This window comes from Thalassospira sp. GB04J01 (assembly GCF_000751115.1).
Taxonomy (GTDB): Bacteria; Pseudomonadota; Alphaproteobacteria; order Rhodospirillales; family Thalassospiraceae; genus Thalassospira; species Thalassospira lucentensis.
Genome location: NZ_CCDX020000009.1, coordinates 456,283 through 468,590 on the forward strand (window position 1 = coordinate 456,283; position 12,308 = coordinate 468,590).

Here is a 12,308-nt window from a genome sequence, read left to right on the forward strand (position 1 = left end):
GCGCTCCTATTTCCAGTACTCGGCCTGACCGAAAAACTTCTTCGCTTTGACCACGATCTCTTCGTGGAAACTTGGGTAACATTGCTCAAGTTCCGATGTAAAACCGGAAGCTTTCACCGTTCGGCAATAGCGCATGTCAGCGTTATCGATTGTTTCAAGTGGTAACAGCTGCGTACTGTGCTCGTCGCCATCATCGGTATCGAGAAGATCAAGCTTGTAGCTGTCGAAGTCTACCGCAGCGCTCATTGCGTTCTTGACATTCTTCAAGGTTTTAAGAACGTTCTTTACATTTCCTGTTGGCGTGAGCTTCACTTGAAGCTGGACATTTGTCCCAACGATCCTTGCTTCATCTGCTGGACCATTGTACTTGGCCTCCCCTCGCATTAGGCGGAAGCCTCCGATCTGACCCTTCTCCATATCGTTCTTCAAGCTGGCATTCTGTTGCGGATTCAGCTTGACGGTTGGCGAATATTGGATGGTTTCAGGTTTTTCGCCCTTCTTGCTAACTTTTTTCTGCGCTTCGAATTTGTCCGGATGATCCTTTGCATATCGTCGAAGCAGAACTGCTAAGTAATCCCTAACCATGCTTTTGCCGAGGCCAGACGCACGTTCAAGGATCGATCTATGTTGCCCTTTGTCATTGACCGAGATGCTTCGCTCAACAACCAGTAACGCCGAGACAGCTGGCACCGCGTCAGGATCATCACTCGTTGCGGGCGTTACACTCTTGTTCTTCATGTTCACAAACGTGGGACGCCCGACTGTGGGATCGCCTCGCACTAGCAAAATATGGACGTAATTCTCGTCTAGACGGAAATCAGCGAGATATATGGCGTTCGAGCTATTAATGCCTGGCTCGTCTCCATGGACCCTGTTCCCAACAACCCACGCAACGTCTGTCGCCTTTTCTCGCGCGTATTCGATAGCGTCAATCAGGGTTGGAATGGTTACACTTGCATCCACCGCTGGGTGTCGCCCCATCGCAAGACGCATGAGATAGAACATACGCTCATTCGCCGAACTCATAAATCCCTCCCCCATAAAATATTAGGGGAGGCTATGCCGCTATGCCGAAATCGTCAATGCCGTATGCTGAGGGGACACTCCCCATGCGAGCGTGCAAATATGTGATTTTCAGGAGTTTGGTCGGATGGCTGGTTGAAGTAGAAGTCCTACTGTTCTGACCAGAATCTCTTTTTGGCAAAAGCCTTGCCTGAGCCGGATTTGAAATACTTTTCCAGCGACCGTGCGTTCTGCTCGGTTTCAACCGAGACATAGGAAAGTAGCTTTGGCGGCAGATATTTTCGGGTGGAAACGACATCGCCATTCTGATGCGACGCAAAGCGACGTTTCAGGTCATTGGTTGACCCGACATATACATCATCATTTGAAAGTCTGAGGAAATAAACATACCACATTGGGTAATCTGCCTCCCTGCGCCAAGGCTTCGGGAGACACCCCATGCCATTTTGGCTCCGTGTGGCCTGCCACCCGAAGCCCGCAGGGCATAGGGTGGCAGAGAGGAGGGGATTCGAACCCCTGAGGGGCTTACACCCCAACACGCTTTCCAGGCGTGCGCCTTAAACCACTCGGCCACCTCTCCACATGCGATCTATATATCGCGAAAGCGGGCGGACATTAGCCGACCCGTCCTTGCTTGACAAGGGCCAATCAGCCTCTTTTTTCACTTTCGGGAAATCCGCCCCAAAACAGGGCTGACGGCGGCTTTGATCAAGGCTGTCAGGGTTGAGAAAACGTGGTCTGGCGCAATCTTTACTTCTTATTGAGGTCTGATGACTAAGGTTTCATGTCAGGGTTCTCGACCTGCAAGATAAATAACACTGAAACCCTGCAACACTTTACGTTGATGGGGTCTTGCCGTTAGGGTGTCTGCATAATTTTCTAATATACCCATCCTTGCGGGGTGGTGCGGAGAAGACAATGTGGTTTTTCAGGGCGTTGGGATGGTTGTTGCTTTTCGCCAGCATTGCGGTGCTGGTCGATGGTTCCATCACGGCGCTTCAGACAGGTAGTTTTCGTCTGGCAGCCGCCGGAGAGCTCTGGTATCGCCTTGATGCCGGAAGCCTGAACCTGTTGCAATCGGTCATACAGCGTTACGTTTCGGTCTGGATCTGGGACAATATCTTTGTCCCTGTGTTGCTGGCCCCGGCCCTTGTGGTGCTGTTTGTGCCAGCCGTCGTGTTGCTGGTGCTGACCCGCAAACGCAAACGTCAGCGTATTTTCTAATTTCCAAACCATCATCATGCTGGAATCTCGCAATCTTTGTGCGGGGCTGTTTACGGGTTTAGCCCAATGTCGGCTTGTCTGTCGTTTCGTCAGGCGGCACACTGTCGCCAACTATTCCCGACCACGGACAGGCAGCAGGCATGAAAGCATGGATTTGCACCGCATTCGGTGAAGAACCGCAGTTGATCGAGCACCCTGATCCGGTGGCCGGTCCAAACGCGGTGGTGATTGAGGTTGCGGCCTGCGGGGTTAATTTCGCCGATAGCCTGATCCTGCAGGGAACCTATCAAAAGCGCCCCACCGGCGCCTTTTCCCCCGGTTTTGAAGTCAGCGGCACTGTCATGGAAATCGGCGATGATGTGCAGGGCATTGCGGTGGGGGATCGTGTCATGGCCCTGCCCGATTGGGGCGGCTATGCCACCCGGCTCATGGTCGATGCATCCCTTGTCATGCCTTTACCCGATGAAGTTTCATTTGACGCAGCAGCAGCCTTTCAGATCGCATATGGTACAAGCTGGTTTGGTTTGAAATATCGCGCCAACGTGCAGCCGGGCGAGATTGTTCTGGTCCATGGTGCTGCGGGCGGTGTTGGGTTAACTGCGGTTGAATGCGCCAAGCTGCTGGGGGCGACGGTGATTGCCACGGCGGGCGGGGCGGCGAAATGCCAGATCGCGCGCGACCATGGTGCCGATTACGTTATTGATTACAAAACGCAAAGCATCCGGGACCGGGTGCGCGACATTGTCGCCGGGCTGAACCGCCCGCCGGGGATGAAAGATGGGGTTGATGTGGTCTATGACCCGGTTGGCGGGAATGTGTTTGACCAAAGTCTGCGCTGTGTGGCGCCCGGCGCGCGCATATTGCTGATTGGCTTTGCCAGTGGCACCGTGCCGCAAATTCCGGCCAATATTCTTTTGGTCAAGAATGTCGCGGCCATGGGCTTTTATTTTGGCGCCTATTTACTGCAAAATCCCGACATTGCGCGTGCGGGCATGGCGGAACTTGTTGCGATGTTGTCGGCGGGTAAAATCACTCCGATGATTTCACGTCGCTATCCCTTGCCCGACGCCATGCAGGCCCTTGCGGCGATTGCCGATCGCACAGCAACCGGCAAGCTCGTGATCACCTGTCAGGAAGCCTAAGGTCGCTGTTGTTTCAACAAAGTCTGATATTAAGCAAATCGCCGGATTTTATTAATTAATTCCTTGGTATAGGATGGCGCTGTCCCACTCGATGATCTACTGGAACCCGCGGTAATGCCCGACGACAAAAAAATGCCTGATGCTGTGTCATCGTCTGCCAAGACGCGCGACCAGTATGAAAGCTATCCTTATCCGGCACGTGATCCGGGGGATGAGGATAAGCGCCTGATCACAGGCTCTCCGGGCAATTGGGATGAGGTGGTGCATTTTGTGTTTGGCGGGCGCGACCCTTCCGCCAAAGGCAAAATCAGGATTTTGGTTGCCGGTGGTGGGACGGGCGATGCCTTGGTCATGCTGGCCCAGCAGGCCCGTGACCGTAAGGCCAAGGCGGAAATTGTCTATATCGATCTGTCCGAAAGCTCGCGCGCGATTGCCGAGGCGCGGATCAAGCGCCGCAATCTTGAAAAGAACGTCACCTTTGTCACCGGATCATTTGTCGATCTGGCGGCCGAGCACGGCCCGTTTGATTATATTGATTGCTGCGGGGTACTCCATCATCTGCCCGATCCGGATGCCGGATTACGCGCATTGTCTGATGCGCTCAAACCCAACGGCGGCATGGGCTTGATGGTCTATGGGGAGCTCGGGCGCACCGGCGTCTACCATATGCAGGAAATGATGGAACGTATGAACGCCGAAGCCGGTGGGGCACGGCGTTTGAATTTCGGCAAGGCGCTGTTTAACAGCCTGCCGGGCACCAACTGGCTCAAGCGCAATCCGTTTGTCGGCGATCATGTCCATGGTGGGGACGCCGGGTTTTATGATCTGTTGCTCCATCAACAGGACCGGGCCTACCGGGTGGATGAGGTATTTGATTTCACCGAACAGGCTGGTTTGCGTCTTCAGAACTTTGTCGAACCGATGCGCTATGACCCGACGACCTATTGTTCGCGCCATGATGTGCTTGACCGGGCGGTACATGTGCCGTTTCGCGAGCGTGCCGCCCTGGCCGAACTGATGGCGGGCAATATCATCAAGCACACATTTTACGTGGTGAAGGCCAAAAACAAGATCAAACCGCCGATGCCATCCGAAGACGCCATTCCGTTCTTTACCCGTGTGGATGGAGCGGCATTGGCACGGTCGGTGGCCAAAACCGGCAACATCAAAATCACCTTTACCGGTCTTGCCGTGACCCGCACCATGCCGGCTGCCAGCCCGGCAATCCTGTCGCGGATTGATGGCAAACGCAGCATCGGCGAGATATATAAGATGTTTGATCCCAAGCCGGAAAAATACGAATTCAATGCGCAGTTTGCCGTGATGTATTCGGTGCTGAGTGCGGCAAACATCATGTATTTGCATTTGCCTGAAAAGAAATAAGGTCGACCTGCCTTGCGTCGTTGCGCAAAAAGAAAACCGGTCAACAGGGATGTGACCGGTTTTCATATACGCACGCTCCAACGGGGGAAGTCGGAGTTGCGTTCAGGGAGATCGAAACATAAGCGCCTTATTTGGCGCTTGGGATTCTCAAAGCGCTCATCAGAGCGTCAATAACCTGCAAGGGGAATGAAAGTGGCCCCTGAAGGCGAAACATGCGGGCAGACATTTTAAATCTCTTTGGTTTGGGGCAAAGGCTTAAAGCCTAGGCTTTCCAGAATGGCTTTGCAGCTTCGCGACGGGCGTCAAAAACGTTCCAGCCAATATCGCGCAGCATACGGGAGTCCATCACCGCCAGCTTCTGACGCAGGTCATAGCGTTTAACCCACTGGCGCGGCATATCCATCAGGGTGATGGTGGTGTTTGGACGACGGGTGGTGACAAAGGCACCGGCATCTTTGGTGATCGCGACCATGATCTCATTCCTTCAATCTTACGGCCTGCTCTCAACAATTCGCGGCCGAGTGTCTGTGTTTTGTGTCTCTGAATTCTTCTAAACTCAGGGTTAAACCTAAAAACACTTGCGCTCAAACCATCTTTAGTCATCATTGCATGAGTTTTAGTCATGCAAAGTCATTCTCATGAAACGTCGTCCTTTGCCGTTAAATGCGCTTCGTGCCTTTGAAGTGGCCGGTCGTCTTGAAAGTTTCACCAAAGCGTCACATGAGCTTAACGTGACCCAAGGCGCCGTCAGCCGACAGGTGCAACACCTTGAAGATGTGCTTGGGCGGAAACTGTTTGATCGGCAGCACCGCAGTTTAAAACTGACACGTGCCGGGCGGAACCTGTTGCTTGGCTTGACGCCGGCCTTTGATGCGATCGAACAAACGGTGGCCAAGGTCGAGGACCGCGCCGATGACACCCAGTTGCGTGTGCTCGCCCCGCTGACCTTTTCCATGCGCTGGATCGTGCCGCGTCTGGGCCGGTTTCAGATGGAACATCCCGATCTTCAGGTGCAACTGGGCACCTACAATGATGACAAGGCCCCGGTCGATTTTAACGAAACCGACATCGCCATCCGGTTCGCCGATATTCAGGACGAACAACTGGTGCACGAATTTCTGACCGGCGAACGATTGCTGCCGGTCTGTCACCCCAACTTGGCCAAGCAGCTTAAAAACCCCGAAGACCTTGGCGATGTGACCTTGTTGCACTGCTCGGCCTCACGCGAAGATTGGCGGATCTGGCTGGCCGAAACCGGGATCAAGGGGGTCGATGCGGATCGTGGCCCGGTCTTTGCCACCCTTGATATGGCGATGGAGGCCGCGGCAAGTGGCTTTGGCGTGGTGATTTCGGACCCGGCGATGATCGGCGAATATGTTGTCACCAACCGCTTGACCGTGCCGTTCAACTTGCCGGTCGACAGTCCCTATGCCTATTCGCTGTGCTACCCCGAAGGCCGATTGGAACGGCGTAAGGTCCGGGCCTTTCGCAATTGGTTGATGGCGGAAATCCGACTTGAAACCGAAAGAAGAAAATTGGCACAGAAAGACTAAATAACGTGATGATGCCTTGAAAATGCACCATTTTATCCTTCATCTATGCACTGAAGCGGTTCTAATGAACGAACTGAAACGGTAGTATCAGGGTGACAGGATGTCCGGTATCGTGATCATGTTGCTTCACGGGCCATCGCAATGGGTTCGCGCTGTTTTGAATGTCGCAAAAAAAGACCAGATCAGGGGAAAGACGATTAGTCAGATGATCGCGCATGCTGTCACGCGGGCCGTGACTGACACCAAAACGATCACCAGATCATTGCCCCGCAGGCTTGCGGGCATTGGATCGGGCATCGCAATAGGGGCCTTTTTGACGTTTTCTGTTCCGGCACAGGCCGAGGAAATGCCAAAAATCGTTGCTGCACCCACCATATCGGTTGATGAAGAGCAACTGGCACCTGTCACCACCGTGTCACATGGCATCTCGCTGTATGGCGATATGAAATACGGGCCGGATTTCCGGAATTTTGACTACGTCAATCCCAATGCGCCCAAGGGCGGCACATTGGTACAAGGCTCAAGTGTCTCGTTTGACACGTTAAATCCCTATACCCTAAAGGGCACACCCGCCTCCGGGCTTGGCCTGATGTATGACAGCCTGATGGTCGGAAGTGCCGACGAGCCCAGCACGCATTATGGCCTGATCGCGCGCAGCATCGAATACCCCGCCGACCGGTCCTTTGCCATTTTCCATCTTGATCCGCGGGCGCGTTTTCAGGATGGGACCGACATCACCGCCGACGATGTCGTCTTTTCGTTCAATATCCTGATCGAAAAGGGCAGCCCGGTCTATCGCCAGTATTATGCCCAGGTCGACAAGGTCGAGGCGCTTGATGATCTCACCGTGCGGTTTGACTTCAAACCGGGCAATAACCGCGAATTGCCGATGATCGTTGCCGACTTGGCCATCATGCCCAAACATTATTGGGAAGGGCGCGATTTTTCAAAGACCACATTTGATATTCCTGTGGGAAGTGGCGCCTATAAGATACAAAGTATCGAAGCCGGGCGACGCATCACCTATGAACGGGTAAAGGATTATTGGGCGGCCGATTTGCCGGTCAACCGCGGCAGCAATAATTACGATACCATCCGCTATGACACCTACCGTGATCTGGATGTCGAACGTCAGGCATTCTTTGCCGGTGAATATCTGGTCAGAAGCGAACATTCATCGCGCGAATGGAGTACGGCCTACAACACACCCGCTGTCCAAAACGGCAAGATCAAAAAAGAATTCCTGCCCGATAATCTGCCAAACGGCATGCAGGCCTATGTGTTTAACACCCGAAAACCGCTGTTTTCCGATCGCCGCGTGCGCGAAGCCTTGCAATATGCCTTTGATTTTGAATGGCTGAACCGGGCGATGTTTTATGGTGCGTATAAGCGCAACGTAAGCTATTTCGCCAATTCCGAACTGGCCGCAACCGGTCTTCCGACCGGCGAAGAACTTGGCATCCTCAAGGGCTTCAAAAGTCAGCTTCCCCCTGAACTGTTTACCGAACCACCATATCTGCCCAATTTCGATCCGCCCAATGGTCGGCGTGAAGCTTTGCGTCATTCGATCAAGCTTCTGCAGGAAGCCGGGTGGGAATTGCGCGATCAGCAATTGGTCAACAGCAAAACCGGCCAACCGTTCCGCTTTGAACTGATTATCCGCCAGCCGGGGATTGAGAAAATCGCGCTGGTTCTCAAGGCCCGCCTACGCCAGCTTGGGGTCACCCTTGATATCCGTCTGATTGATACCGGGCAGTGGATCAACCGCATTCAGGCCTATGATTTTGATATGACGACCTTCTGGTGGCAACAAAGCCTGTCGCCGGGCAATGAGCAGCAAATCTTTTGGTCATCGGCTGCCGCCGACCAGCCCGGTACGCGCAATTTCGCCGGGATCAAAAATCCGGTGATTGATGAACTGATCGGGCTTGTGATTGATGCCGATAATCGTGAAACGCTGGTGCAGCGTGTGCGCGCCCTTGATCGTGTGCTGCAATGGGGATTTTACGTGATCCCGCAATATTATCTTGGCGGGGACCGGATGGCCTATTGGGATGTGTTTGGACGGCCAGATACTGTGCCGCTTAAGGGCACCTCGGTCATGACCTGGTGGATTGACCCCGAAAAATCCCGTGCGCTTAAAAAGGGGGGGTACTAGGCAATGCTGAATTATATCCTGCGCCGCCTTTTGCTGATCCCGGTAACCTTGTTTGGCATCATGGTGCTGAACTTTGCGATCATTCAATTCGCACCCGGTGGCCCGGTTGAACAAATCGTCGCCCAGCTTCAAGGGGCTGATGTGTCCGCAACCGCACGCATCAGCAATCAGGGTGCTGAAAGTGGCGGCGGTGGCGGTGGCAATGGCGGGGGAAGCAACAATTTCTCCTCCACCTCGACCTATCGCGGTGCACAGGGGCTTGATCCTGAAATCATTAGCCAGCTTGAAAAGCAGTTCGGGTTCGATAAACCGGCCTATGAACGCTTCTGGATCATGATGAAGAACTATCTGACGTTCGATTTTGGCCAAAGCTATTTTCAGGACCGCGATGTCATTGATCTTGTGGTCGATAAAATGCCGGTCTCGATTTCGCTGGGCCTTTGGTCAACGCTGATCATTTATATGGTCTCCGTCCCCCTTGGTGTCGCAAAGGCGGTGCGCGATGGATCAAACTTTGATGTCTGGTCATCGGCGGCGATCATTGTCGGCTATGCCATTCCGGGCTTCCTGTTTGCCGTGATGCTGATTGTTGTCTTTGCCGGGGGGACGTATTTCGATCTGTTCCCCTTACGCGGGCTGACGTCATCGAATTTTGATGAAATGTCGCTTCTGGGCAAAATCGGCGACTATTTCTGGCATCTGGCCTTGCCGATTACCGCCCTGACGATTGGCGGGTTTACCACCCTGACCATGCTGACCAAGAACTCGTTCCTTGATGAAATCAACAAGCAATATGTCGTCACCGCACGCGCCAAGGGCCTGACGGAAAAACGGGTTCTCTATGGCCATGTGTTTCGCAATGCCATGTTGCTGGTGATTGCCGGTTTCCCAAGTGCCTTGATCGGTTTGCTGTTTACCGGCTCGGTCCTGATCGAGGTGATTTTCTCGCTCGACGGGCTTGGGTTGCTTGGCTTTGAAGCGGTAATGAAGCGGGACTATCCGGTGATGTTTGCCACCCTTTATCTGTTCACGCTGTTTGGGCTTGTGCTCAACCTGATCAGCGATCTCAGCTATCACTTCGTTGATCCCCGGATCAACTTTGATGCGCGGGAGGATTGATCATGCCAAACATCATTTTGTCCCCGCTCAACAAACGTCGCATTGCCAATTTCCGCGCCAACAAACGCGGGTATTGGTCACTTGTGGTGTTTGCCATTCTGTTTGTCATCTGTCTGGCGGCGGAGTTTGTCGCCAATGACAAACCGATTTTCGTCAAATTTGACGACAACTGGTATGTGCCGATCCTCTCGGACCATCCTGAAACCGCCTATGGCGGGGATTTTGACGTTCAGACGGATTTCTATGATCCTTATATCCTTGGCAAGATCGAGGACCACGGCTTTGCCATCTGGCCGCTGATCCCGTTTTCTTACAACACCATCGATTTTCAAATGCGCGAACCTCAACCGGCCTCGCCGTCGGCACGCCATTGGCTCGGCACCGATGATCTTGGGCGCGATGTGCTTGCCCGGTTGATTTACGGCTTTCGGATATCGATCCTGTTTGGTCTGGCGCTCACCGCGATCAGTTCAGTGATTGGCATTGCGGCCGGTGCGGTACAGGGCTATTTCGGCGGCTGGGTTGATTTGGGTGCGCAGCGCGTGATCGAAATCTGGTCTGGCTTGCCGCAACTGTTCATCCTGATCATTCTCGCCAGTCTGTTTGCACCGGGGTTCTGGACGTTACTGTTCATTCTTGTGCTGTTTAGCTGGATGAGTTTGACCGGCCTTGTCCGGGCCGAATTCCTGCGTGCGCGCAATCTTGAATATGTTCGTGCGGCCCGGGCCCTTGGCATGACAGATACCCGGATCATGTATCGCCATGTTTTGCCCAATGCCATGGTGGCGACCATTACCTTCCTGCCGTTTGTTTTGAATGGTTCGATTGTCGCACTAACCTCGCTTGATTTCCTGGGGCTTGGCATGCCACCCGGATCGCCATCGCTTGGGGAACTGCTGGCACAGGGTAAAAACAATCTTCAGGCCCCGTGGCTTGGCCTGACCGCCTTCTTTGCCATCGCGTTGATGTTAAGTTTGTTGATCTTCATCGGCGAAGCCGTGCGCGATGCCTTTGATCCGCGCAAAACGTTTTAGGAGTTGGCTATGACGAATATCCAATCGACACAGCCGCTTCTGGTGGTAAACGACCTTTCGGCAAGCTTTGCCGGTATTCCCGCAGTTAAGGGCATTTCATTTTCGATGGGGCGCGGGGAAACCATGGCGCTTGTCGGCGAAAGCGGATCGGGAAAATCGGTCACAGCCCTTTCGATCCTGCAATTGCTGCCCTATCCGCGTGCGACCCATCCATCCGGCTCGATCACCTTTGATGGTACGGAAATGGTCGGGGCGGATGAACGTACGCTGCGTCAAATCCGGGGCAACCGGATTTCGATGATCTTTCAGGAACCGATGACCTCGCTGAACCCGCTGCATAATATTGAAAAGCAGATCGGCGAGGTCTTGCTGCTTCATAAAGGATTGCGCGGGGGTAAGGCGCGCGCGCGCATTCTCGAACTGCTTGATCTGGTTGGCATCCCCGATCCGTCGTCACGGCTCAAAGCCCTGCCGCATGAACTATCGGGTGGTCAGCGTCAGCGCGTGATGATCGCCATGGCGCTTGCCAACGAACCGGAACTTCTGATTGCGGATGAACCGACAACGGCATTGGACGTCACCATTCAGGCCCAGATTCTTGAACTGCTGCAAGATTTGCAGTCAAAGCTTGGCATGGGTTTGTTGCTGATCACCCATGATCTGCAAATCGTTCAGAAAATGGCGCAAAACGTCTGTGTGATGAAAGACGGCGAAATCGTCGAACGCGGAACAGGCCATGGATTGTTTGAAAATCCACAGCACCCCTATACCCAGAAACTATTGGCCGCCGTGCCAAGTGGCAATGCACCGGCTTTGCCTGAAAATGCCGCCGACCTTCTTGAAACCAGTAACATTCAGGTGCGCTTTCCGATTGGCCGCAAAGGATTGCTTGGCCGCCCCGAAAGCTACCTTGATGCGGTCGATCATATTTCACTGACATTGAAGCAGGGCGAAACGCTTGGTATTGTCGGGGAAAGTGGATCGGGCAAGACGACCCTTGCGATGGCGATCCTGCGCCTGTTGAAATCCAATGGCGAGATCCGGTTTGGCGGCAAGGATGTCCGCAAATTCGCCGGGGCAGATTTACGCACCCTGCGCCGCGACATGCAGGTGGTGTTTCAGGACCCGTTCGGGTCACTCAGCCCGCGCATGTCGATTTCCCAGATCGTTGGCGAGGGGCTTGAAATCCATGAACCGGACTTAACCCCGGCCGAACGGCAAGCCCGCATTTCCGAGGCGCTGTCAGAAGTCGACCTGCCGCAAAATGCCATGGACCGTTATCCGCATGAATTTTCCGGGGGCCAGCGCCAACGCATTTCGATTGCCCGCGCATTGGTCCTAAAGCCGCGCTTTATCGTACTGGATGAACCAACGTCCGCTCTTGATATGTCGGTTCAGGCGCAAATTGTCGAATTTCTCCGCGATTTGCAGGCACGCCACAAAATGGCCTATCTGTTTATCAGCCATGATTTACGGGTGGTGCGTGCACTTTCACATCGGGTGATGGTGATGCAGGGCGGCAAACTGGTCGAAAGCGGTGCGGCGGCAGATGTGTTTGATCATCCGCAGCAACCCTATACCAAGGCGCTTCTGGCGGCCGCCCTTGATCTGCGTGCGGCCGGGACAGATTTTGTCAGGAACTGATGGCAGACATATGCACGTAAAAGATGCT

At 53.8% G+C, this 12,308-nt stretch carries 11 protein-coding genes and 1 tRNA gene; 8 read left to right on the forward strand and 4 right to left on the reverse strand.

The genetic code is table 11. The features are described 5' to 3' along the window. Positions 1-6 precede the first annotated feature (6 nt). From AMM48_RS09315 to AMM48_RS09325, 3 genes are all read right to left on the reverse strand, one after another. Positions 7-1,026, reverse strand: coding sequence for a hypothetical protein (locus AMM48_RS09315; RefSeq protein ID WP_102783793.1), 1,020 nt, complete (start codon positions 1,024-1,026; stop codon positions 7-9). 146 nt (positions 1,027-1,172) lie between these two features. Continuing rightward, complete coding sequence (locus tag AMM48_RS09320; RefSeq protein ID WP_102783794.1) at positions 1,173-1,418, reverse strand: GIY-YIG nuclease family protein; 246 nt, start codon at positions 1,416-1,418, stop codon at positions 1,173-1,175. A 95-nt stretch (positions 1,419-1,513) separates the two neighbouring features. Next, positions 1,514-1,603: transfer RNA gene (locus AMM48_RS09325), tRNA-Ser, on the reverse strand. 338 nt (positions 1,604-1,941) lie between these two features. Between AMM48_RS09325 and AMM48_RS09330 the strand changes: the two genes are divergently transcribed. The 3 genes from AMM48_RS09330 (at position 1,942) to AMM48_RS09340 (ending at position 4,772) form a co-directional block, all read left to right on the forward strand. After that, positions 1,942-2,247: a hypothetical protein gene (locus AMM48_RS09330; RefSeq protein WP_022732676.1), complete on the forward strand. Its 306-nt coding sequence runs from the start codon at positions 1,942-1,944 to the stop codon at positions 2,245-2,247. 140 nt (positions 2,248-2,387) lie between these two features. Continuing rightward, entirely contained in the window at positions 2,388-3,389 is a 1,002-nt protein-coding gene (locus AMM48_RS09335; protein ID WP_102783795.1) for an NADPH:quinone oxidoreductase family protein, read from the forward strand. A gap of 114 nt (positions 3,390-3,503) precedes the next feature. Continuing rightward, a complete protein-coding gene (locus AMM48_RS09340) occupies positions 3,504-4,772 on the forward strand; it encodes a class I SAM-dependent methyltransferase (RefSeq protein ID WP_102783796.1) in 1,269 nt (422 codons plus the stop codon). Between the two features lie 262 nt (positions 4,773-5,034). Here the strand turns inward: AMM48_RS09340 and AMM48_RS09345 are convergent, their stop codons facing one another. After that, on the reverse strand, positions 5,035-5,244 hold the full coding sequence (locus AMM48_RS09345) for a hypothetical protein (RefSeq protein ID WP_022732673.1): 210 nt from the start codon (positions 5,242-5,244) through the stop codon (positions 5,035-5,037). A 166-nt stretch (positions 5,245-5,410) separates the two neighbouring features. On the opposite strand from AMM48_RS09345, the gene AMM48_RS09350 reads away from it, so the two are divergent. The 5 genes from AMM48_RS09350 to AMM48_RS09370 all read left to right on the forward strand — a co-directional run bounded on the left by AMM48_RS09350 (position 5,411) and on the right by AMM48_RS09370 (position 12,280). Next, entirely contained in the window at positions 5,411-6,325 is a 915-nt protein-coding gene (locus tag AMM48_RS09350; protein WP_022732672.1) for a LysR substrate-binding domain-containing protein, read from the forward strand. Positions 6,326-6,425: 100 nt separating this feature from the next. After that, positions 6,426-8,483 (forward strand): extracellular solute-binding protein, encoded by a 2,058-nt coding sequence (locus AMM48_RS09355; protein WP_244271172.1) that lies wholly within the window; start codon positions 6,426-6,428, stop codon positions 8,481-8,483. 3 nt (positions 8,484-8,486) lie between these two features. Next, positions 8,487-9,602, forward strand: coding sequence for a microcin C ABC transporter permease YejB (locus tag AMM48_RS09360; RefSeq protein ID WP_101304833.1), 1,116 nt, complete (start codon positions 8,487-8,489; stop codon positions 9,600-9,602). Positions 9,603-9,604: 2 nt separating this feature from the next. Continuing rightward, a complete protein-coding gene (locus AMM48_RS09365; RefSeq protein WP_102783797.1) occupies positions 9,605-10,636 on the forward strand; it encodes an ABC transporter permease in 1,032 nt (343 codons plus the stop codon). Positions 10,637-10,645: 9 nt separating this feature from the next. Beyond that, positions 10,646-12,280 carry an ABC transporter ATP-binding protein gene (locus tag AMM48_RS09370; protein ID WP_102783798.1) on the forward strand — a complete coding sequence of 545 codons (1,635 nt, stop codon included), beginning with the start codon at positions 10,646-10,648 and terminating at the stop codon, positions 12,278-12,280. Positions 12,281-12,308 lie beyond the last annotated feature (28 nt).

Excerpts from the sequence above, each read along its gene's own strand:
- AMM48_RS09345 (WP_022732673.1), bottom strand. The coding sequence starts at position 5,244 with ATGGTCGCGATCACCAAAGATGCCGGTGCCTTTGTCACCACCCGTCGT.
- AMM48_RS09330 (WP_022732676.1), top strand. The coding sequence starts at position 1,942 with ATGTGGTTTTTCAGGGCGTTGGGATGGTTGTTGCTTTTCGCCAGCATT.
- AMM48_RS09365 (WP_102783797.1), top strand. The coding sequence starts at position 9,605 with ATGCCAAACATCATTTTGTCCCCGCTCAACAAACGTCGCATTGCCAAT.
- AMM48_RS09315 (WP_102783793.1), bottom strand. The coding sequence starts at position 1,026 with ATGAGTTCGGCGAATGAGCGTATGTTCTATCTCATGCGTCTTGCGATG.
- AMM48_RS09355 (WP_244271172.1), top strand. The coding sequence starts at position 6,426 with ATGTCCGGTATCGTGATCATGTTGCTTCACGGGCCATCGCAATGGGTT.
- AMM48_RS09370 (WP_102783798.1), top strand. The coding sequence starts at position 10,646 with ATGACGAATATCCAATCGACACAGCCGCTTCTGGTGGTAAACGACCTT.
- AMM48_RS09335 (WP_102783795.1), top strand. The coding sequence starts at position 2,388 with ATGAAAGCATGGATTTGCACCGCATTCGGTGAAGAACCGCAGTTGATC.
- AMM48_RS09350 (WP_022732672.1), top strand. The coding sequence starts at position 5,411 with ATGAAACGTCGTCCTTTGCCGTTAAATGCGCTTCGTGCCTTTGAAGTG.
- AMM48_RS09320 (WP_102783794.1), bottom strand. The coding sequence starts at position 1,418 with ATGTGGTATGTTTATTTCCTCAGACTTTCAAATGATGATGTATATGTC.
- AMM48_RS09360 (WP_101304833.1), top strand. The coding sequence starts at position 8,487 with ATGCTGAATTATATCCTGCGCCGCCTTTTGCTGATCCCGGTAACCTTG.
- AMM48_RS09340 (WP_102783796.1), top strand. The coding sequence starts at position 3,504 with ATGCCCGACGACAAAAAAATGCCTGATGCTGTGTCATCGTCTGCCAAG.